General features: G+C 56.2%; 19 protein-coding genes, 1 pseudogene and 2 CRISPR repeat arrays. Of the genes and pseudogenes, 11 read left to right on the forward strand and 9 right to left on the reverse strand.

The genetic code is table 11. The features are described 5' to 3' along the window. The first annotated feature begins 2 nt into the window (after positions 1-2). On the forward strand, positions 3-980 hold the full coding sequence (cas1d, locus tag XM38_RS12735) for a type I-D CRISPR-associated endonuclease Cas1d (RefSeq protein ID WP_088430042.1): 978 nt from the start codon (positions 3-5) through the stop codon (positions 978-980). A gap of 57 nt (positions 981-1,037) precedes the next feature. Further along, complete coding sequence (gene cas2, locus XM38_RS12740; protein WP_088430044.1) at positions 1,038-1,334, forward strand: CRISPR-associated endonuclease Cas2; 297 nt, start codon at positions 1,038-1,040, stop codon at positions 1,332-1,334. Between the two features lie 208 nt (positions 1,335-1,542). Next, positions 1,543-2,530: direct repeats of the CRISPR family, unit length 37 nt; unit sequence CTCGCCAACTTCTAAATCTCGGCAACGAGACTGAAAC. A 183-nt stretch (positions 2,531-2,713) separates the two neighbouring features. Here cas2 and XM38_RS12745 read toward each other — a convergent pair. Both XM38_RS12745 and XM38_RS12750 read right to left on the reverse strand, forming a co-directional pair. Beyond that, positions 2,714-3,481: a lysophospholipid acyltransferase family protein gene (locus XM38_RS12745; protein ID WP_088431673.1), complete on the reverse strand. Its 768-nt coding sequence runs from the start codon at positions 3,479-3,481 to the stop codon at positions 2,714-2,716. 114 nt (positions 3,482-3,595) lie between these two features. Continuing rightward, complete coding sequence (locus XM38_RS12750; RefSeq protein ID WP_080810401.1) at positions 3,596-5,260, reverse strand: CTP synthase; 1,665 nt, start codon at positions 5,258-5,260, stop codon at positions 3,596-3,598. A 315-nt stretch (positions 5,261-5,575) separates the two neighbouring features. Between XM38_RS12750 and XM38_RS12755 the strand changes: the two genes are divergently transcribed. From XM38_RS12755 to XM38_RS12770, 4 genes are all read left to right on the forward strand, one after another. Beyond that, positions 5,576-5,845 carry an aldo/keto reductase gene (locus tag XM38_RS12755; protein WP_256995607.1) on the forward strand — a complete coding sequence of 90 codons (270 nt, stop codon included), beginning with the start codon at positions 5,576-5,578 and terminating at the stop codon, positions 5,843-5,845. A gap of 24 nt (positions 5,846-5,869) precedes the next feature. Beyond that, entirely contained in the window at positions 5,870-6,562 is a 693-nt protein-coding gene (locus XM38_RS12760; protein WP_137455100.1) for a hypothetical protein, read from the forward strand. 495 nt (positions 6,563-7,057) lie between these two features. After that, positions 7,058-7,450: direct repeats of the CRISPR family, unit length 35 nt; unit sequence CTTCCCACTCAGTGGGAAACTAATTGAATGGAAAC. Positions 7,451-8,233: 783 nt separating this feature from the next. Next, positions 8,234-8,827: a phycobiliprotein lyase gene (locus XM38_RS12765; RefSeq protein WP_080810395.1), complete on the forward strand. Its 594-nt coding sequence runs from the start codon at positions 8,234-8,236 to the stop codon at positions 8,825-8,827. Beyond that, on the forward strand, positions 8,769-9,377 hold the full coding sequence (locus XM38_RS12770; RefSeq protein WP_137455101.1) for a hypothetical protein: 609 nt from the start codon (positions 8,769-8,771) through the stop codon (positions 9,375-9,377). The genes XM38_RS12765 and XM38_RS12770 overlap by 59 nt, the downstream gene beginning before the upstream one ends. A gap of 36 nt (positions 9,378-9,413) precedes the next feature. Here XM38_RS12770 and XM38_RS12775 read toward each other — a convergent pair whose 3' ends face one another. Then, entirely contained in the window at positions 9,414-10,022 is a 609-nt protein-coding gene (locus XM38_RS12775; RefSeq protein ID WP_080810424.1) for a hypothetical protein, read from the reverse strand. A 382-nt stretch (positions 10,023-10,404) separates the two neighbouring features. Here XM38_RS12775 and XM38_RS12780 point away from each other — a divergent pair, with 382 nt between their 5' ends. Then, a complete protein-coding gene (locus XM38_RS12780) occupies positions 10,405-10,974 on the forward strand; it encodes a pentapeptide repeat-containing protein (protein ID WP_080810392.1) in 570 nt (189 codons plus the stop codon). Between the two features lie 415 nt (positions 10,975-11,389). On the opposite strand, the gene XM38_RS12785 is transcribed toward XM38_RS12780, so the two are convergent. From XM38_RS12785 to XM38_RS12805, 5 genes and pseudogenes are all read right to left on the reverse strand, one after another. Next, on the reverse strand, positions 11,390-12,019 hold the full coding sequence (locus XM38_RS12785; RefSeq protein ID WP_080810390.1) for a precorrin-8X methylmutase: 630 nt from the start codon (positions 12,017-12,019) through the stop codon (positions 11,390-11,392). Between the two features lie 117 nt (positions 12,020-12,136). After that, positions 12,137-12,914: pseudogene (locus XM38_RS12790) on the reverse strand (TPM domain-containing protein). Between the two features lie 187 nt (positions 12,915-13,101). After that, entirely contained in the window at positions 13,102-13,638 is a 537-nt protein-coding gene (locus tag XM38_RS12795) for a DUF948 domain-containing protein (protein ID WP_187329395.1), read from the reverse strand. Positions 13,639-13,653: 15 nt separating this feature from the next. After that, the gene (locus XM38_RS12800; RefSeq protein WP_080810386.1) at positions 13,654-13,989 is read right to left on the reverse strand and encodes a YtxH domain-containing protein; all 336 of its coding nucleotides are present in this window, start codon (positions 13,987-13,989) and stop codon (positions 13,654-13,656) included. A gap of 81 nt (positions 13,990-14,070) precedes the next feature. Beyond that, complete coding sequence (locus tag XM38_RS12805; protein ID WP_080810384.1) at positions 14,071-14,400, reverse strand: hypothetical protein; 330 nt, start codon at positions 14,398-14,400, stop codon at positions 14,071-14,073. A gap of 162 nt (positions 14,401-14,562) precedes the next feature. Between XM38_RS12805 and XM38_RS12810 the strand changes: the two genes are divergently transcribed. The 3 genes from XM38_RS12810 (at position 14,563) to XM38_RS12825 (ending at position 18,298) form a co-directional block, all read left to right on the forward strand. After that, the gene (locus XM38_RS12810; RefSeq protein WP_137455102.1) at positions 14,563-16,788 is read left to right on the forward strand and encodes an S-layer homology domain-containing protein; all 2,226 of its coding nucleotides are present in this window, start codon (positions 14,563-14,565) and stop codon (positions 16,786-16,788) included. 660 nt (positions 16,789-17,448) lie between these two features. Further along, entirely contained in the window at positions 17,449-17,784 is a 336-nt protein-coding gene (psb28, locus tag XM38_RS12820) for a photosystem II reaction center protein Psb28 (protein WP_080810378.1), read from the forward strand. A gap of 16 nt (positions 17,785-17,800) precedes the next feature. Then, positions 17,801-18,298, forward strand: a complete 498-nt coding sequence (locus XM38_RS12825) for a MogA/MoaB family molybdenum cofactor biosynthesis protein (RefSeq protein WP_088430048.1) — start codon at positions 17,801-17,803, stop codon at positions 18,296-18,298. 4 nt (positions 18,299-18,302) lie between these two features. On the opposite strand, the gene pip is transcribed toward XM38_RS12825, so the two are convergent. Next, entirely contained in the window at positions 18,303-19,253 is a 951-nt protein-coding gene (gene pip, locus XM38_RS12830) for a prolyl aminopeptidase (protein ID WP_080810376.1), read from the reverse strand. Positions 19,254-20,114: 861 nt separating this feature from the next. On the opposite strand from pip, the gene XM38_RS12835 reads away from it, so the two are divergent. Further along, positions 20,115-21,962: a 5'-nucleotidase C-terminal domain-containing protein gene (locus tag XM38_RS12835; RefSeq protein WP_225889306.1), complete on the forward strand. Its 1,848-nt coding sequence runs from the start codon at positions 20,115-20,117 to the stop codon at positions 21,960-21,962. Positions 21,963-21,992 lie beyond the last annotated feature (30 nt).

Raw genomic sequence — 21,992 nt, forward strand, 5'->3', positions numbered from 1 at the left:
CGATGACTACGCTCTACGTTACCCAACCCGACGCTGTTCTCAGCAAAAAATACGAAGCCTTTGCCGTCGCCCTGCGCCAAGAGGATGGGTCCTGGCAGAAACGCTCTGTCCCTGCTCAAACAGTTGAACAGGTCATTCTCATGGGTAATCCCCAGATTACAGGGGATGCCCTCACCTATGCTCTGGAACTGGGGCTACCGGTTCATTACCTGACCAGTTTCGGGAAGTATTTGGGCTCGGCCCTGCCGGGGCACTCTCGCAACGGTCAACTGCGACTGGCCCAATACGCTCTCCACATAGATCCAGACCGGCGATTGGCACTAGTTCAAGCCATTGTGGAGGCAAAGATTCATAATCAGTTCAGTGTGCTCTATCGCCACGGACAATCCGATAACCCTCTGAAGCATCGGAAAAAAGCGACCCGGAAGCAGAAGACTCTGGACAAGGTTCGCGGCATAGAGGGGATGGCGGCCAGAGAATATTTTGCCTGCTGGCCTGCCATGCTCAAGCAAGATTGGGGGTTTACCGGGCGCAATCGCCGTCCTGCTAGAGATCCGGTCAATGCTTTGCTGAGTTTTGCCTATGCCCTGCTGCAGGTACAGGTTACGGCAGCTATCCATCTGGCAGGGCTAGATCCCTATGTTGGCTATCTCCACGAAGTACACCACGGACAACCGGCGCTGGTACTGGATGTGATGGAAGAGTTTCGTCCCCTTATTGCCGACAACTTGGTGCTAGCGGTGATCAATAACCGCGAGATTCAACCTCAAGACTTTACTGAGAGCCTGGGAGCCTATACTCTATCCGACCGTGGCAGAAAAACCTTCCTACAAGCCTTTGAACGCAAAATGACGGATGAGTTCAAACATCCGGTATTTGATTACCGCTGCACTTATCGGCGAGCCGTTGAACTTCAGGCCAGGTTGCTCAGTCGCCATCTTCAGGAGGCTATTCCCTACAAACCTCTGATGCTGCGCTGACCTTTGTACCTGCCGCTTCAGTACATCGAATGTTGTTGCTCCTTCCATAATCCTGCAATGGCCATCAAGCTCCTGTACCTCATCATCTATGACCTGCCCGATGACAAGGCGGCGAACAAGCGGCGCAATCGCTTGCATAAGATGCTCTCTGGGTACGGGGAATGGACCCAGTACAGTGTATTTGAGTGCTTCTTGACAGCCACTCAGTTCGCCCGGCTGCAAATACAGATCGAGCGCCTGATTAAGCCGGAGACAGACTCGGTGAGAATCTATATTTTGGATACCGGAGCAATTAAACGAACCCTGGTTTATGGCTCTAAAAGGCCCAGACAACCCGAAGCTATCATCCTATGATGGGAAGGTAGCAGATTTCTGGCAAACCTAAGCATCCCCAATTTGCCTAGGGGGTTCGCCAAAACCTTAGAACCTTGAAAATTCAATACTTTTGTCCAGGATAGCTCTGCCTTGGCAGATATCTAGGCAGAGGATATGCTGTCTTAAATGTCGGGTTTGCCAAGATAGGCGGCATATCCCTGTGTCTGGCAAGCTTTTAAGAAGCGCACTCGCCAACTTCTAAATCTCGGCAACGAGACTGAAACTTGTCCTCAGTCCGGTATTTGGCGGTTTCTGCGGCGCTCGCCAACTTCTAAATCTCGGCAACGAGACTGAAACGCTTACTCAGAAAGGGAGGTCAAGAAGGTCCTCTTTCTCGCCAACTTCTAAATCTCGGCAACGAGACTGAAACAGGAAAATGCAACGATATTTTGTGATTGAGCCCTTCTCGCCAACTTCTAAATCTCGGCAACGAGACTGAAACGCGGCTAAGATGCGGCAATAGCACGACACTATGCCTACTCGCCAACTTCTAAATCTCGGCAACGAGACTGAAACCGATCAGTCAAGGTGGTGTGGGACAACCTGCTGCCTCTCGCCAACTTCTAAATCTCGGCAACGAGACTGAAACGCCAAGTGGCGGGGGAGTGGGGCATGGGCCAGTGAGTACTCGCCAACTTCTAAATCTCGGCAACGAGGACTGAAACCTAGCAGTGAGATATATGGTGAACGCTCCCCCCAGGCTCTCGCCAACTTCTAAATCTCGGCAACGAGACTGAAACACAGCAAAGATGCCAGTAATGCCGTGCAGTACAGCTCGCCAACTTCTAAATCTCGGCAACGAGACTGAAACCGCCCCATGTAGGTACGCCCCACGCAGGTTAGCCCTCTCGCCAACTTCTAAATCTCGGCAACGAGACTGAAACCGACCCTGTGGGCCGACTGTGGTTGGCCTGTAGAGCTCGCCAACTTCTAAATCTCGGCAACGAGACTGAAACAGATCCCTTATCCCGATGCGTCCACTCCGAACACAGCTCGCCAACTTCTAAATCTCGGCAACGAGACTGAAACCTATCCAAGCGGACGATCGATTTGCCGTTGGTGTCAGCTCGCCAACTTCTAAATCTCGGCAACGAGACTGAAACATGCCAGAGCCTACCACCAGCAGCACCCCTGCCAACTCGCCAACTTCTAAATCTCGGCAACGAGACTGAAACGCTAAATAACTGGCGCAAGCATTGACTTGGGATACTCTCGCCAACTTCTAAATCTCGGCAACGGTGATCGATAACTCAGGGCAGCACATCGACGAGTCCCATCAGCAACAGGTCGAAACCGATCAACGATTCCACCAGCCCCATCCAGCCCCGTAGCCGCAGACACTAGCCCACCAGCCAGGGCTAGGTCGCCACTTCTCGGGCCAATGTATCCAACAGCGCCTGCATTTGTGTGACCACAATGTCATGGCAGGCCATGACATAGGTCCGATCCCGCAAGGTATCGCGACCATAGTGAGGAAAGCGAATCGGTTGCCCCACCCGGGTATGAATCTGGACCGGCAGGGGAATATTAGGCAATGCTCCCAGGGACACCCCCCATGGTAGGCCCAGATAGATAGGAAACACCTCCGGATCGGTGTTAAACAGCCAGGGCATGCCCAGCCGATGCAGATATTTGGCTTGGTCGTAACAGTCTTCCAGCACGATCAAGCTATCATGGGCCCCCCAGGAGACCAGGGGCACAATAGTGGCCCCCTGGCGCAAGGCCAGTTTAATGAAGCCAGTGCGACCAGCCAAGTGAATGCGATGGCGTAGCCGATGGGGCCGAAAGCTATCCTGGGCTCCCCCTGGATACACCAATACATGGGCGCCCTGGGCCAGAGCGGCAATGGCCATCTTAGGATGGGCCCGTATGGCTCCTAAGGAGGCCGCCACTTGGGCTGTCTTAGGAAATATCTGCCACACTTTGGGATGCATCAGGCCGTAAATGGGCTGCTCCAGACCGAAGCGGCGATACCAGTCATACATGAACATAGGCAGATCCGGCGTGGCCAGACCGCCATTGTGGGAACCGACAAATAGCAATGGGCCATCCTGGGGAATATGCTGCCAGCCGTCAGTATCTACCCGAAAGTAGTACTGATAGAGCCATCGCCACAGGCGCATCATCGCCGCGATAGCAGCTGGGTCTCGGTCCTTGAGAGACCAGCCCTGACAGCAATCCTGAGGACTAGCACGATTCTGCAGATTCACTCCATCGCCTCATTACTGCCCAATCCTGACTCAGACCATGGCATCAGCAGGGGTCACCTCGACAGTGGCGGCATCCGTAGCCGCTGGTGATGCCGCCGAGGGCTGTTCCAGAGCAGCCCGCACAAAGCCGAGAAATAGAGGGTGGGGAGTGCTAGGGCGGGATTGAAACTCGGGATGGAACTGGCTGGCAATGAAGAAGGGATGATCCGGCAATTCAATCATCTCTACTAGGCGGCCATCGGGCGAGGTGCCGCTGATCACATAGCCAGAGTCCACAAACAAGTTGCGGTAAGCATTATTGAATTCGTAGCGGTGGCGATGGCGTTCGTAAATCACTTCTTTTTGATAAAGTTGCTGAGCTAAGGTATCAGGCTGAAGCCGGCAAGGATAAAGCCCCAGACGCATAGTTCCGCCCAAATCCACCACATCTTGCTGCTCCGGCAGCAAGCTAATAACTGGGTTGGGAGTATTGGGCTCAAACTCAGAGCTGTTGGCATGTTCCAGATGCACCACATGGCGGGCCCACTCCACCACAGAGCACTGCATTCCCAAACAGAGCCCCAAGAAGGGAATTTTCTGCTCTCGTATATATTGAATTGCTCGTATCTTGCCGCCCACGCCCCGGGTGCCAAAGCCTCCCGGTACGACGACGCCGTCCATGCCACTGAGGTAGCGTTCCGGGCCGTAGATCTCGATGTCCTCTGAATTGACCCAGCACACCCTCAGGGCAGCTTTATGGGCAATGGCTGCATGGCGCAGGGACTCTACCACCGATAGATAGGCATCATTGAGGCTGACATATTTGCCGACAATGGCGATTTCTACCGGCTTAGTCGAGCTGTAAAGCCCATCCACTAGAGCCCGCCAGTGGGTTAAGTCCGGTTGACGCTGGGGTAGCTGCAGAATATCTAGCACTTGGTGGGCCAGCCCCTCTTGTTCCAAGTTGAGGGGCACCTCATAGATGCTATTGGCATCCTGGGAGGTGATGACACAGCCGGCAGGTACATCACAAAATTCCGAAATCTTCTCCTTAATGTAATCAGGAACCGGACGCTCACACCGACACACCAGGATATCGGGCTGAATGCCAATGGAGCGCAGTTCTTTCACCGAATGCTGGGTGGGCTTCGTCTTTAATTCGCCAGCAGAGGCAATCCAGGGCACCAGCGTCACATGCATGTAGAGCACGTCGCGGCGACCGACATCTTTGCGAAACTGACGAATGGCTTCTAAGAAAGGGAGAGACTCAATGTCTCCGACAGTGCCGCCGATTTCCGTAATCACCACGTCGGGGCTGGTGTTGCGGGCCACCCGATGCACCCGCTCTTTGATCTCATTGGTGATATGGGGAATCACCTGTACCGTTCCTCCCTGGTAATCCCCCCGCCGCTCTTTATTGATGACAGCCTGGTAGATCGATCCGGTCGTGACGCTATTGAGCCGAGACATGGCCGTATCGGTGAAGCGCTCATAGTGGCCTAGGTCTAAATCGGTCTCGGCACCATCTTCAGTGACGAAGACTTCCCCATGCTGAAAGGGGCTCATGGTCCCCGGATCAACGTTGATATAGGGATCGAGTTTGAGGATGGATACGGAATAATCACGGGACTTGAGCAGCCGCCCCAAACTAGCTGCCACAATTCCCTTCCCAATACTAGAAACGACGCCGCCGGTAACGAAGACGAACTTAGTCATGTCTGTTTAGCTAACCCAGGCCAATGGCAATGGAGACCAAGTCCAACTGCAGATCTGACGCTTTACCCAGGGAAAAGCAACCGATCTAGCGCTGAACGTGGTACAACCCGTTTATTTTGCCACAGCCCTTAGAAGGTGAGGGGGAAGAATCGACAGACGGGCCCCATTCTCTGGCCAAAGCGGTGGACATTAGCGGATATGGATCTACAGTGATGGTGATTACACCAAGATTTTGCCATGACCCGGCCACAGTTTGGGATGGTGACACGCTAGGCCAGGCTTTGCTATTGGGAGGCAGGCTTTACCACCTGAGACTTGGCTGACCATGTTGCTGACAGCCATGGCGTCAGCATGGCTAATGTGGCAGTACGTTACGTGTTAGAGCAGCCAACGGTGGCGGGTGCTATTGTAGGGGCGCGACTGAGCATTGCCGAACACATAATTGCCGAACACATAGAGGATAATAGCCGGGTGTTTGATTTTGCCTTAACCGACTCAGACCAGGCTCGGCTGCAGGCCGCCTGCCAGGGTAGCCATGACTTATTTCAGCTGATTGGAGACTGTGGCGATGAATATCGTCGCTGAATACTGGCATTCATGATTGCTGCTATGCCTCCCGTTCGATCTCGCCCCCTACTCTATCTGGTGTGCTCACTCGCGTTGATAATCACCCTGGTGCTGGCTAAGGGGGGAATTGCCTGGGTCAGTGAGAGCTACATTTACAGTCTGCCGATGATAGGCGGCTTGTTTAAGAGCCTAGAAGTGCTGGAGCTGAGCAATATTATTATCTTTGCCCTCTTGGGCTTAGGACTAGGGGCGGCCACCGTTTATCTGAGCCATCGCACGCCCATAGCCCTGAGAGGACTGCTGTTAGTGCTGGCGATTCCAATTGTGTTTTCAGCCAGTTACTGGGTGCGGCAAACCCTCTGGATTCAAGCCGTGAGTGAGACGGCCAATATTCCCCATCAGCAGGCGGTGCAGCTCACGAATCAGGTACTCAGACAGGAAACTGGCACGGCAGGATTTATTGGCTTTTTCCGCTACACCACTCGGGTGCCATTGCTGCCGACCTCCCCCTCAGAACTACAACAGCTGGCAGAGGATGAGCGCTGGTTGCGCTCAGAGTTGACCCGCTTCAGTGGGGTAGAACCCGGTATTTTCTCGATGGCCTTCGAAAGCGCTGGCTGGGGAATTCGGGGATTTTACATGCTGTTGGCCCTGCTAACCGCCGTCATTTACTTTGTTAAGGGGCAGACCTGGGCTGAGGCGGCTCGATTGCGGCGAGCCTCACGACGGTCGTAGAAGTCATGCAAATCGCGATCGCACCTACTCACGTCGCGGTCAAAGTAACTCACGGCGCGATCAGAGTTACTCGCATCACGATCGCACTTACTCACGTCGCAATCAAAGTTACTCACGCCGCGATCGCACCTACTCACGGCCCGATGCGAGCAACTTACGTCATGATCAAAGCAACTATTACCTGGCTATCAGTAACCCTGGAACGAGACCGACAGTGCCGAATCTAGCAATTTTCCGGATCAGACAGGATCTATCACTAAAATCCAGGTATTTGACTATGTTAACGACCATATGCTCCCAGTCCTGTGGGGGTCTGTCCATCGCCGAAACCCCCATTCTCTCGTCGACCCCACCAGATTGCTTTCCAGCTAAGGGATACAGACGTTTTCCACAGGGCCTTGTTGCGATATTTTCTCATGTAGATCGACGATCTCTTGACCCCCTCAGAAATGGTGGTCTAGAATATAGGCGTGGTAGGCCTTTCAGAGGCCGACCCTTCCCACTCAGTGGGAAACTAATTGAATGGAAACCAAAAGCCCACTCCACGTGTAGGATCTACCCACCCCTTCCCACTCAGTGGGAAACTAATTGAATGGAAACCTGCCAGCTTGTGCTGGTATGTGTGGTGAAGTAGAAGTCTTCCCACTCAGTGGGAAACTAATTGAATGGAAACACCTCAACGGGTACTAAAGCCCCGTCAACAACGGCTGCTTCCCACTCAGTGGGAAACTAATTGAATGGAAACTGTACACGTTGAGACGACGCCTCGGTAGGTGGCGAATCTTCCCACTCAGTGGGAAACTAATTGAATGGAAACCCTCGCTCTACCCTGGAGTTGTAATTTCTCCAAAAACTTCCCACTCAGTGGGAAACTAATTGAATGGAAACGGCAACCAAGGCAGAAGGATGAAGGATGAAGGATGAAAGGGACATGTCTGACTGTCGTATAGGCCATAATTTTCAAGCCTTTCCACAGTTCTAAAGTCCTCGATTACTCGCTGCCTTCTGCCTTCTGCCTTCTGCCTTCTGCCTTCTGCCTTTATTTCTGCCTTCCCTATGCCCTCCGGGCAGGCTATGCCAACAGTTCGACTCCCTTCGGCTTCGTTGCCCCTGCAGTTCGACTTCGCTCACTACGAGCGGGGCCGCTACGCGCTTGGCGGAGCCTGACTGAAAGTCATACAGGACAAGCTGCCCTCTGCCTTCCCTTCGGCTTCGCTCAGGACAAGCTGCCCTCTGCCTTCTGCCTTCTGCCTTTATTTCTGCCTTTCTGTCAGGTGGGAAACTAATTGAGAGAGCGTTCGCTGAGCGGAGTCGAAGCGAATGTCACACCGCTGGCTGAGCGGTGTGTCCTGAGCTGTAATGAGAATTACCGGTTGTGATCCCTGCTTGCCAGGCTGGTTGACTGACAAAAGATTCTGCATTGGGCGCGGAAACCGCGCCCTTACCAGATTTCGGATGCTGTAGGGGGCAGGTTCCCTGCCCCTTTGGATAGTCTGGGTTCTAGCAGGTTTTGTCAGTCAGTGAGGCTTGCCAGGACCCTCATTTCTAGGCAAGATAAGGGATATCGTGTTTGCTAGTTAGCGAATGGCAAGGCTGAGGGCTATGCAACTGAGCCTGAGGTCAGTTGACTGGCTAGCAATAGTGGTAGGCGCATCATAGGAGCTAGCCTGGATGGAGGCAATGGACTTTTTCCGCTTGAGCGAGGGGCACTGGCGGTCGCAGCGGACCACCCATCATCTGCCCTTCCGGCGGGCTGAGCTGGGCATGCTGCAGATCGAGGCCCAAGCCTTGGAGGCAGATGACCCCAAGGTAGTCGAGATCTGCCAGTTGCATGAGATTGATCCATCCCTGGCCATTGGTGGGGCGTCGGTGCAATGGCAAGGCTCGATGGCCTGGGATCAAGATGACAATGGTCACTCGGGCTCGACGATTCTAGCTTTGGTGCCGGATGAGCAGCAGCCCCATCAGGGCAGTCTACTGCGGGAACGAGGCTATGCCGAAATTGTGCCCGTGGTGGGTCGCTATGAAGTGGATGAGCAAGATGGGCTGGTCTTGATCACAGAATATGAAACCATGAGTTCCATTGAGCGGTTCTGGTTCCCTAACGCCAATCTGCGACTACGCACCAGCACCGTGAAGCGATTCGGTGGATTTAGTACAGCCTCATTCTGCGCCGAAACCCGTCTTGATCTGCCTGCTAGCCGTGATGAGTCAGCCCCAGCCACCGACCTCCAGTCTCAGTTTTACTCCGTTATGGGTTGGTGAGCCTGAGCCAGATGTGGATTGGGCCCTACGCGGGACAGACTATCTGGCGACGCTGCGACAGTGGGCCTATCGCTCTGACATGATCGAGCTGCGGGGAGAGCTGCGGCAGCGGTTGCAGATGTGCGAGTGGATTGGCCACAACATCCATCGAGTTAATCAACACCTCAACCAGCTGCTAGCCGATTGCCAGGCCTGCTTCCATCCTCAGGCGCGGCCGCCGGTGCATATCTTGGCGGCTCCCTTGGCGGAACGGATGAGCTTAGATGGATTCTGTAATCTCAGCAGCCAGCCCATCACCCTCTTCATCGATGTGGGCTGCCTAATTCCCGACGACTGGTTGGGGGTGATTGCCCATGAATATACCCATGCTGTGCTGAGATCGCCAGGCCATGATCAGGGGTTTGGCCGAGTATTGTCCCACCTTTGCCTGGGCTTGGGGTTGCCTGTGCCCCCATCCGATGCCCTCGAATCTGGCCGCTTGGCCGTTTGGCCTAGGCATCACACTAAGGCCGACCCAGCCGATTTCTGGCAAGGGAACACCATGTATTGAGAGGTCTGTGACATTGACAGCGGCTGGATTGAGTCGCTACTGGGTGTGGAGGGGGATGACTTGTCCGGGTTCGATGACCACGACCCGTTGGGCGGTGACGTTGCCCACAGCGGCCCCGGCAGCGGCGCCTCCCAGGACTTCTAGTAGATCGATGTCACCGAAGATCTCGCCTAGGGCTGCTCCCCCGGCGGCACCGATGGCGGCATCGGTGAGAATAGCCCCTGTGTTGGTTTCTCGAGGATCTTTGACGTCGTGCAGGGGGTCGGATAATGCTGTGAGGGAATAGGTGCGATGGCCCTCTCGGGCCGGTCTTTGACCATCGCGCACCTCGACGCTGGTAGCCACATATTGCAGCCCACCCTCAATGGGCTCAAACTGCCCGCGGATAACGCTACCAGCGGGAAGGGTGATGCCGTTCCAGCGGGTGGTCTCCCTCAATCTCAAACTGTGCTCTCTGACCTGATCATGGTTGAGATAGAGAGTATCGTCGATATTACTGTCGGCGTTGAGGCTGGTGGCTGTTTGGGCCTGGGCCTGGGGTTGGGTAAACAGGTCGGGGGAACGGCTGGGGGTCGTTTGGGCCTGAGCCACTTCACCAGTCGTTATGACCAGCAGCGGTATGGTAGCAAGCAGTAGACGGTTCATGATCACCTCCAAGGTGACGAGCGAGGTAGATGGGTAGCGACAGGAGGCAGAGGTTAACAAAAGGTAATGGGGTTTGGCTGAGCCATTAGAGCAGGGGGGCTTTCTGATACCGCTCGGTATAGCGAGGGCTCCTGAAAGGAAGCTGAACCTCCCTTGAGTGGCTGATAAACGGTCTTCTAAAGCCGCGCTGATCTAGAACCACTCCTGTAGATAGATATATAGACGACTCCAGGAAGGATAAGTTTCCGTAGGCAAGGTCCTAGATGCTGCAGTAGCTGGTGATGCGATCGCAATGAATGGGAAAATACCAAAGGCAATAGCTATCGGTTGTAATAAAAGTATTGTCCGTGAGCCAGCCTACGTTGAATTAAGAGGAATCCCCATGAGACATGCTATTTGGGTTGTCTGTGCCGTCGTGCTGAGTTGGTTGCTGTGGACACCGCCTAGCTGGGCCTTCATCCAAGACGACGTTGACTTACTGCTAGATACCAATAGCTGTCCCGTCTGCATCCTCAATGAAGCCGACCTCAGCGACCTCAATCTGCAAAAGGCCAACCTCAAGGTTGCCGTTCTGGCTGAGTCTAACCTGAAAGGCACCGATTTGACTAAAGCCAACCTAGTCTTGACCGACTTTACCAATGCCGATCTCAGCGGAGCAGTTTTGGCCTCGGCTCAAATGAACGGCGCTAACCTTAACAAGGCTAAGCTAGCAGGCGCCGATCTGCATGAGGCAGAGATGACCCAAGCCAACCTCGGCAATGCCGATCTGCGCAATGCCGATCTACGGGGAGCCATCATGCTGAGCGTCACCCTCGGCACCGCTGACCTCACTGGTGCCAACCTGAAAGATGCCAACCTGCGGGGAGTGAATCGCAGCAGGGCTCGCTTCTGCAATACCATCATGCCTGATGGCGAAATCGAGAATCGCAGTTGCCCTGAGCAAGGCAGCTAACTCCCCTGCCCGCAAGTACAACGGCAATTTCTGTGCCAGTGTCCCTGAATAGACGGCGGGATAAGTTGAGCAACTAGTCATTGGCCGAGGCGCTAGGGAGCAAAAAGGAGCAATCCAACTAGCGATCCTGGCGTACTCGCCCGCTCTAGGAGATATCTGGGAATAAAAATACCCATGCTGCGGTGCGTCACGCTGCGCTGACACACCCTACGAGCTCAGGACAAGCCGCCTTCTGCCTTCCCTTCGGCTTCGCTCAGGACAAGCTGCCTTCTGCCTTCCCTTCGGCTTCGCTCAGGACAAGCTGCCTTCTGCCTTCCCTTCGGCTTCGCTCAGGACAAGCTGCCTTCCGCCTTCTGCCTTCTGCCTTCTGCCTTCTGCCTTCTGCCTTCTGCCTTCTGCCTTCTGCCTTAGCGTACTAGCCTAGGGACTTAGCATCTTGCCCATAGGCCTGCCAAGCCAAATCCACCAGCCCATTGACAATGGCGGCTGCTACCACCGCACTGCCCTTGCGACCTGCGATACGGATATGGGGAATCAAAGAGTTCTTGAGGCGATCTTTAATGCCTTCAGCATCGAGAAAGCTAGCCGGCGTTGCCACCACCAAAGCTGGACGCACTTGGTCCGCTTCAATTAAATCCACCAGGGCGGCCAAGGCAGTCTGGGAGGCGCCGATGACGAAAATGCCTTCGGGATAACGATGGGCCAGGGTCTCAATCCCCCAAGCCGTGCCTGTTTTTCCCTTTTGGGGACGAGTCAGGGCATCCATGCTGCAATAGACTGGGTTGGCAAAGGTGCCCTGAATCTCTGGGGTAATGCCCACCTGGACCATGGGCACATCGACAATAATAGTGGTGCGGGCTGCTAAAGCCGCCGCCCCAGACTGTAGCGCCTGGTCAGAAAAATGAATCAGGGTGGCGTAGTCAAAATCTGCTGTGGTGTAGATGACCCGCCGCACAATTTCATACTCCGACGGCGATAGGGTATGCTCTCCAATTTCACGGTCGATGAGCTTCAGGCTCTGAGCGTCGGTGACATGCCATTCCATAACACGGCAGAGTTGGGGGAGACAGCTGGGCTTAATGGTATCCAGCTGTGGTTCCCATTGCAACTAGGGTCTCAGGCTTGCCTACTGCCACCGTCGAGCCCACCTAGCTCTCTGAGCCTAACTTTCTGAGGTAGAGGAGGCCCCAAACGCTGGCATCAGGTAGGCTACTAGGAAGCCGATGAGAAAGCCCATGACATTACGGAATAGGGGCAACAACTCTGTGGTGCGGCTGACCACGGGACCAATGCCAAAGGCAATGAACAGGATGCCCCACAGCGGGGAGAAAATCAGCATCCACTGCCAGGCAATGGCCTGTCCGGCCTTGCGAGGATGGGCCGCAAAACCACACACGAGCCCGCCAACCACCGATGTGACTAGCGTCAGGATCCACTGTTCTTGGGGCAGCCCAGGCACTACCTGACAACCGCCCTGGCTCAGGCAGGTTTCGATCGACTCCAGGGCGCTTAAGATGGCGCTGTCTTCCCCCTGTTCTCGCACGAAAAACTGGTTGCCATAGCGGGTTTGGAGTTCGATCCAAAAGGTGCGGGGGAGCAGCTCATAGGCGGCATCGCCGACGCGGAAGTTGAGCAGATTGCCGCCGCGGGGATCCGCAACTAGCATGATGCTGTGATCATCTAGGCCCCAAAAGTCTTTGACGGCTCTACCTGGGGTGCGATCGTATTGGGTCAGCACCCGTAACTTCCAGCCCGTGTCTGCTTCGAACCGGTTGAGTTCCTGGTCTAAGCGTTCTTCTTGGTTACTGGTAAGGGACTTGGGCTAGGTCGATGACAGAGGTAGGCTGCTGTGGCAATAACTCTGGGTTATCGAAGGCACGAGCTGCTGGGGCTAGCGACCACAGACCCACTACTAGTGCTCCTAGTAACAGCCCCCGCAGTAGCCGTTGAATTTCCCCGAACCTGATTAGCGTTTTTCATAGACCCCGGCTAAGACAACCTTTTGGTCAGCGCATTGCTACAAGCCAAGCACTCCGTAGCGTTGATATCTGACCGTTGAGTAGTTTATTAACAGTTGTTTACTGTTGTTTACTTAATTCTAATAGTAGGGAGTTTTGCCAGGACTCGTCAATTTAAGCACCCCCTAGCGCTGGTTCTGGGGAGACCTGGGGGGAGGGGGGGGAGGGGTAGCAGAGGGAGTCGAGGCAGAGTTATAGGAGTAGACGGGGACTTAGGGGCAGGGGGGCGTCTCCTCTGCTTGGGGGGGCGGCGGTGAGAGCGGGGGCGACGAGCGGGTTGCCCTGACCGCCGCCAGACTTTCCAGGCGGCCCTGACGCCAGCCCAGAGGCTGCGGCTCCCAATCTGGGCCTGATGGGCTTGCTGGCGAGCCACGGTAATACCCTGATCGACTTGCTTGACGATATCACCGGCCCGCTGCATGCTCTCGTTGACGTCATCGGTGAGTTCTGTCAGCTCTAGGCTGGTGAGGCGCAGGGCTTCTAGGGTGGGAGGCAGTTCCCGGTTAAGGGTGTCGAAGAGTTTTTCGGCGCTGCGGGCTGCCCGGGCTAGTTCCCGTAGGGCTGGCAGGATGGCAACCAAAACCGTCGTGACACTAATGGCCACGAGGCAAAAGGATAATACCAACCAGATGAGAGGAGACACCACAGCGCTTTGGTTGCCTCACTCCTGGGATGGGGATTCGGCAGACAGCGAACGTTCTGATTGGGTCAGGCTATCGTAGGTGGCACGACTGGCGGCTTGGCCGGCTGCGATCGCATCTCGCAGCCGATCGAGGGTGTGGTCCCAATTTTTCAGCGTGGTTTCCGAGAGCCGATCGGCCTGCAGTTGTAAGGTACTGGAGAGATCTTCCACCAACTCTGGCAGTGCATCGGCTGACTTTCGCAGCAGATGACGGGTTTCTCGTCCCGTGCGGGGAGCTGCCAGCAACCCAGCGGCGGTGCCGAGGGCCGTCCCCAGTAACATGCCGCCGAGGAAAGAGGCTGAATTATTTGCCATAACAGAGTCCTCCCATAACCTTGCCATTGATATTGTCTGCCTTGAGTCACGGTCCTGACTCCTCGGGCAGGGCCAGGGCTATCAAGACGAGCGCCCCAACCGCTGGCGACGCCGCAGGATGGCCGCTAGCCATCCCATGATCGAGACCAGCCGTCGTATCAGTAACACCTGCTGTTGCAGCTGAGCGTATTGCTGGCGCAGTCGAGCAGTGCCCTGGCGGCCCAGATGCAGAGGGGTTTCTCGCAGGTGTCGTTGACTGTCCTGTTGCCAGGCCAGTAAGAGATCGGCCAAGCGAGATAGGTGTAGGCGCAGACGCCACAATCGCCAAGCCAGATAGAATCCGGCGGTTGCGATCGCAAGATTGAGGCCAACCACTACCAGTACCACCATGTCTCCCGTTTCCCCTGCCATCACCAGATGTCTCGCTCAGCTGCGACGAGTCAACAGCGCATTGGATCCGTCCCTGCCCCTTAGGGATAACTAACCCAGGGGATCCCTGCCATAAAATTGAATCCTAGCCGTGGCTCGATCATACTCGCAAGTGTGGCAGCCTGCAGAGGAGGTGAGGGGATTGTGGTGCAGACGGTGTCTCGGTCAATGCAGGTGAACCCGGCCAGTGGTCGCGACGATCGCCCTGGTGGTCCCTATCAAACCCTAGCTCACGCCTTACAGCAGGCCACAGCCGGTACCCTAATCCAGTTGGCAGCCGGAACCTATAGCCAGGCCAGCGGCGAACGCTTTCCGCTGCTGGTCCCGGACGGGGTGTTGCTATTGGGCGATGAATCCACCCAGGGCACCGCCATCGTCATCCACGGGGGAGGGCCTCACCACAGTCCTAGCCAGGGGGAGCAGACGGTCACCTTGATCTTAGCGGGCAGCGCCCAGCTGCGAGGCGTGACGGTCACCAATCCCCGGGCAGGGGGTATCGGCCTCTGGATTGAGCAGGGGGCGCCCCTAGTCAGTCGCTGCCGGCTTCGCCAGTGTGGCCATGGGGGAGGCCAGATCTTGGCCCAGGCCCGGCCCACCATCGTCGATACCTTGATTGAGGCCAACGGGACCGTCGGCCTGCAGTGGCAGGGGCACGCCAAAGGAGAGGTCCAGCGCTGCCAATGTCGCCAAAGCGGTCAGGCCCTGAGCATTTTAGGGGCGGCGGCTCCCTTGCTAAGCGCCCTGCACTGTAGCGGCAATCGAGTCGGCTGCCGCATCGGGGCTACGGCTCGGCCAGTGTTGCGGCAGACTCGGCTAGATAACAATGAGATTGGACTGTGGGTAGACGCAGAGGCCCTGCCGGATTTGGGCCATCCCCAAGATGACGGCGGTAATGTCTGGCGGCACAATCGCCAGGCTGATCTACGCAATGACACGGCCCGTCGCTTGCAATCGGTGGGCAATGACGTGGTACCGCAGGGACTGGTGGGAGCCGTGGCTCTGGTGGCCAGCCAACGGCCTGACCCGGTGGCAGTGCCGCCTCCCTTAGGCCAGGCCCCCCCAACCCCTGACTCGCCCCCTGCGTCCCCAGCGCCACCTCCGGCAACCCCATCGCCCCAGGGCAGCCGCTTCCGTGATATGGCTGGCCACTGGGCCGCCCCCTTTGTGGAGGGTCTGGCCCAGCGCGGGCTGGTGAAGGGTTTTATCGATGGTCGCTTTCGGCCTGACCAGCAGGTGACCCGGGCCCAGTTTGCCGCCCTGACCGTGGCCAGCTTTGCTAACAATGCCACCACGACGAGGAAGACATCGGCTCCATTTCAGGATCTGCCGCCGCAGCACTGGGCAGCCGCTGCGATCGCAACGGCCCAAGACCAGGGATTTCTCAGTGGCTATCCCGATGGCACTGTGCGCCCAGATCAACCCATGACCCGAGTGCAGGCCCTGGTGGCCCTGGCTAACGGCCTAGGGCTGCCCTCAACGGCAATTCCCGTGACCTACCGCGATCGGGCCCAGATCCCCAGCTATGCGGTAGGCCCCGTAGCCGCCGCCACCCAACAAGGGCTAGTGGTCAACTATCCCCATCCCCAAGAATTGCGCCCCATGGCCCCCATCACCTCGGCCGAAGTAGCGGCCTTGGTGTATCAGGGATTAGTCAACCAGGGCCAGGCGACGGTAATGACCTCCCCCTACGTGGTGGCGGCGACAGCAGACTGGCCCCGCTTTACCGATGTGGCACATCACTGGGCCGCCGCCTTCATTGAGCCCTTGGCCGATCGGGGATTGATCCAAGGCTATGCCGATGGCCGCTTTCAACCGGATCAGCCTATGACTCGGGCCCAGTTTGCCGCCATGCTGACCCAGGCCTTCCACCCAATCTCCCCAGCAACCGCCAGGGGATTTCCGGGACGTGCCCCCCGACTTCTGGGCGCTGACGCCATTCAGACGGCCTATCGGGCTGGATTCATGGCCGGATTTCCCGACCATACCTTCGGCCCCAACCATCCTCTGTTGCGGGTGCAAGTACTGGTGTCTCTGGTGAATGGCCTATTTTCTGCCGCTGCGACTGCCGATAGCCAACAGTGGCAACACTACCAAGATGCCGACGCGATTCCGGCCTATGCCCGCCAAGCCATCGCCCAGGCCACCGGCTTAGGACTGGTGGTCACCCATTCCCGATCCACAGCGATGCCACCCCAACCGCGTTGCCAGCCGGGCCGAGGTGGCCGCCATGGTGCATCAAGCCCTGGTAGCCCAGGAGCGCCTGGCCCCGGTGGCGTCTCCTTATATTGTCACAGCCACTGGCGGCGGAGAATAGGGGAGAGATGGGCTTACCGAGTTGTCGGTGGTGTTCGCGTTTCGCAAGCGACATGAAACGGGAAGCGAGTGCTTTGCACTCAGCGGCTCCGCAGGAGCAACGTAGTCGAATCACCGCCCTGGATTCCCTTGGACGGGCTTGTTGGTGAGTAGTCATAGACCTCGGTAAGACCACGCTTAGTTCTGTAGCTCGAGGGGCTCACCCGGGGGAATTTCGCTTCCCCCGACCCCTACGACCAGGGCAAACCGCTGCCCTGGACCCGCGGAAGGGCATATCGGTGAGTCGTGATAGTTTTCTGCATTGGGCGCGGCAACCGCGCCCCTACCCTGTCCCCTTACCCTCTATCCGCTATCGGCCTACTCGCCCGCCCATCCACCGTTTGACAGGGAGCCAAAACATTCACTCACTCAACACTCAACACTCAACACTCATCAACCCGTGGGGTCTTCCTTCTCGTCACTCGTCACCCATCACCCCATCACCCATCACCCCATCACTCATCACCCATCACCCATCACCCCATCACCCATCACCCCATCACCCATCACTCTTCCCTCCTCCCCCTCTCCTGAAATCGTTGATTCGGCTCTATAAGATGAGATAATTAATGCTTAAACTTGCCTCAGTTCAGTTCTGGAGTTTCTCTTGGGTAGCATGACCAATCCTGGGCTGGACTGGGCATTGATTTGTTACGTCAGTATAGGAACCAGATTGGCATGGCTGAGATTCAATTTGCTCGTGGGATCAAGGAAGAGGCGGTGCCTGATGTCCGCATGACTCGCTCGCCGGATGGCACCAATGGCACAGCTACCTTCTATTTTGATCATCCCAAGGCCCTGTCTGTGGAGGAAGGGGTTGAGGTCACGGGCATGTACCTGATCGATGAAGAAGGGGAACTGGTAAGCCGTGAGGTCAATGCCAGGTTTGTCAATGGCGAACCCACGGGAATTGAGGCTACTTACATCATCAGAAGTTTAGAAGAGTGGGATCGGTTTATGCGGTTTATGAATCGCTATGCCGAGGAGAATGGCCTGGGCTTCACCAAGAGTTAGGATGCTCTAGAGAGCGATGGTGCCTCTGTCTGAGGCTGGCCAGCCCCGTTCGGTTGGATGTGGGGTGATTACCGCCAGTGATACCCGCACCCCAGAGACCGACAGCAGTGGCCAGCTGATTCAAGACCGGTTGACCACGGCGGGTCACCGGGTGGGGAGCTATCATCTGGTGGCGGATGAGCCAGAGCAGATTCGCCCCTTGGTGCTCTCGTTGGCCCAGCGCCCTGACCTGCAGGTGCTGATCATTACGGGGGGGACTGGCATTGCCCCGCGCGATGTTACCTATGATGCGATCGCAACGTTGATCACCAAGACCCTGCCAGGCTTCGGCGAACTGTTTCGCTATCTCAGCTACCTAGAGATTGGCTCCCGGGCCATGGCCTCCCGGGCGGTGGCGGGGGTGTGTGAGAACACCCTCATCTTTTCGTTGCCGGGGTCTACCAAGGCGGTGCGGCTAGCCATGGATGAGCTGATTCTGCCGGAACTGAGGCACCTGACCTCCCTGTTGCAGTGACGGCTTAACTCAGCTGGGCAAACCGGTCTGTGGCATCCACCAGGGCACTGAGAATGCCCGCTTCGGTGGCTGAGTGGCCCGCATTGGGCACCACTATGAAATCTGCCTCTGGCCAGGCTCGGTGGAGTTCCCAGGCCGTGATCATGGGGCACACCACATCATAGCGGCCTTGCACAATTACCCCGGGAATGGCGCGAATCTGGTCCACCTGACGCAGCAGCTGATCCGGCGGCTCAAAGAAGCCGCCATGGATGAAGTAATGACACTCGATGCGGGCGAAGGCGACAGCAAACTCGTCCTGGCTGAATTTCTCCATGAGGCTGGCGTCTGGGAGCAACTTGCTGGTACTGGCTTCCCAGACCGACCAGGCTCGAGCCGCGGCCTGACAGATGGCCGGGTCGGGGTTGGTGAGGCGACGATAGTAGGCCCCGACTAGGTCGTGCCGTTCCTCTGGGGGAATTGGGGCCAGATACTGTTCCCAAGCATCGGGAAAGAGATGGTTAGCACCGGCTTGATAGAACCAGCGGATCTCCTGGGGCCTGAGGGTAAAAATGCCTCGCAAAATCAGGCCCCTGCAGCGATCGGGATGGCTCTGGGCATAGGCCAAAGCCAGGGTACTGCCCCAACTGCCGCCAAAGACGATCCAGCGGTCGATGCCTAGATGCGATCGCAACCGCTCAATATCCGCCACTAAATGCCAGGTGGTATTCTCAGTCAGCTCGGCATGGGGCGTACTCTGCCCACAGCCTCGCTGGTCAAACAGCACGATGCGCCACTGATGAGGATCAAAGAACTGTCGATAAATGGCTTGCGTACCGCCTCCGGGGCCCCCATGCAAAAACACCACAGGCTGCCCCTCCGGACAGCCCGATTCTTCAAAATAAAGGGTATGCAGATCAGAAACCGGTAGATACCCCTGATAGTAGGGATCAAGCGCGGGATACAGTTGGCGCATAACGACAAACGACGGACCATAAAGCTATTGCCATTGTGCCAGGTCTAGGGGATCGGTCCTACACCCAGGCCAGTCTGAGATCGATCACCTTGCTCTCAGAGCCCTCTAAATCTAGACTTGGACGAGCCTAATCTTCCTCAGACTCAAGTGTCTGCAGCTGCTGGGCTCCCCCTAGACAGCCGCAAGATGGCACTAGGCAACAGACTTTACCACATGCCAACGTCCTGTCTCGGGATCGCGATAGGTGACAAAGGGGTTGAGCCGCAGCGGCTTACTACAGGGTTTCGCCATGGATAGAGTGCTGTGCAAAGAATACATTCATCCTAAACAGTGGCCCCACCCGATAGCGTGACCTATCGCAGCAGTGAATTGTGACTTCCCTAGATAGGTATTCGTGATCACACTCACACAGGGACGCGTCCAACCTCAGCCCCGGATTTCCTCAGGGATCAATGAAGGAAATGTAAAGTACTCGGGGCCAGTTGATAAAGTTCTGACCAAGTCTCCGTATTCACACCAGCTTTAAAGTTCACTTTACCGCCATTTAATGTCGACTTGGGAGATTACCCCTAGATCACAGGCTGGGTAGCTCTGTCTCAGAAGCTCCTTGCCGGTTATATCGGCTCCAGGCTTAACGGTATCCCATCCGGTCTCAGGGCTTTAGAGTCTAGGGTTTTCCGTAGGCTAAGTAGTCGATGCTACCGGGTTCATCTTTTCAGGCAGCTTCTGCATGGGTTCACCCCGAAAGCATCTCTGCTGAGTTACGGACTGACTCGACAGCTATCCAGCTCATTCAGCGTTCTAAGAGGAACATACATGTCTTGTATTCGCTCCTATTTGAAAGGTGGACTCGCGGGGCTCATGGTCGCTCTCGTCAGCGCCGGTCCTGCTCAAGCCGTCACCTTCGACCTGACTATTCTGCACAATAACGACGGTGAGTCTGATATCTTTGGCAGTCAGAGTAACCCTGATTTTGGCGGCGCCGCTGAGTTTACTACCTTGGTCAAAGGTATTCAAAGTAGCGGCGGTAATGTTCTCACCCTATCCAGTGGGGATAACTTTCTGCCTGGACCTGAGTTCGATGCGAGCCTGGCCGATGGCATTTTCTACGACGCGCTACTGCTGAATGAAATCGGTTATGACGCGATTGCGATTGGTAACCATGAGTTTGACTCTGGCCCTGGTATCCTGGGCGATTTGATTCAGGCCTATAACGATGCTGGGGGAACAGCCCCGTTCTTGAGTGCCAACTTGGACTTCAGTAGTGAGCCAGCGCTCTCTGGTCTGGCTGCAGATGGCAAAATTGCCAGCAGCACCATTGTCGAGAAAGGTGGCCAACAAATCGGCATTGTTGGAGCCACGACGCCCAACCTATCTTTCATTTCGAGTCCTGGAGCCGTTGGCGTTCAGGATCCCGCTGCCCCTGTTCAAGCTGAGATTGATGCCCTGACGGCTGCAGGAGTAGACAATATTATCTTCATCAGTCACCTGCAAGGAGTTGATGAAGACAGAGAGTTAATCGCCAAGCTAGAAGGTATCGACGTTGCCATCGCCGGGGGGGGTGATGAACTCCTGGCTAATCCAGGTGACGAACTCATCCCAGGAGATACTGCCGCCGATTCGTATCCCATCTTCTCTGAGGATAAAACCGGGAAAGCAATTCCCATCGTTACCACAGCGGGAGGCTATAACTACCTCGGGCGCCTGGATGTGACCTTTGAAGACGGTGACGTGATTACCGTGAATGGGGGACCTATCCGCGTCGCTGGCGGTAGTCAGCCGGATGCCGTTGCCCCAGATCCAACGGTGCAATCCAATGTGGTCGAACCGGTGCAAGCGTTTGTGGATAGCCTCGACCAGACCATCGTTGGCACCTCGGAGGTGGAAATTCAAGGGGGACGCGATATCTTCCGGGCCCGGGAAGCGAATGTTGGTAACTTGCTGGCGGATGCCATATTAACTAGTGCCCAGCAACTCTCTAGCAACTTCGGCATTGAGAATGTTGATATTGCCCTAACCAATGGCGGCGGTATCCGCAACGAAGATCCGATCCCTGCCGGAGACATCTCCCGGGCCGACACCAAGTCAATTGCCCAGTTTTCCAACTTTGTCACGGTGATTGAAGATGTCAAAGCTGGCAAGTTGAAGGAAATTCTTGAGAATGCTGTGTCCCGTATCGAGCTGGATGCCGATGGTAACCCGGTTCGCTCTGGCGAGGGCACCGGTCGCTTTGCCCAGATCGCTGGCTTTAGCTTCGAGTACAATCCGACGCTGACGGCAGCCCAAGTGGAAGGCGAAGGATTAAACGTTACCACCGTCGTTGATGGTGAGCGCATTCAGACGATCATCCTCAATGATGGGACCGTGCTGGTAGAAGCGGGACGAGTGGTCACCGATGCTACGGTTGACATTGCTACAGTTGACTTTCTAGCCCGCGGCGGCGACCAATATCCCTTCAATCGCAGCGACTTTACGTCTCTAGGGGTGACTTACGAACAAGCCCTGGCTGACTACATCAGCAATGAGTTAAACGGCTTGATCTCTGCGGGCGATCCTCGCTATCAGCCTGATGGTGAAGGTCGCATCACGCTGACCGATGCTGTCCCCAGCCAGGATCCGGCCTCGGTGCCGGAACCGGGCACGGTGCTAGGGCTAATGGCTCTGGCTGGCCTCGGGGCAGGGACGCTACGGCGGCGGCAAACCGCCTAACCATGCTCGGGGGCGCGAGATCTCGCGTCC

This window comes from Halomicronema hongdechloris C2206 (genome assembly GCF_002075285.3).
Taxonomy (GTDB): Bacteria; Cyanobacteriota; Cyanobacteriia; order Phormidesmidales; family Phormidesmidaceae; genus Halomicronema_B; species Halomicronema_B hongdechloris.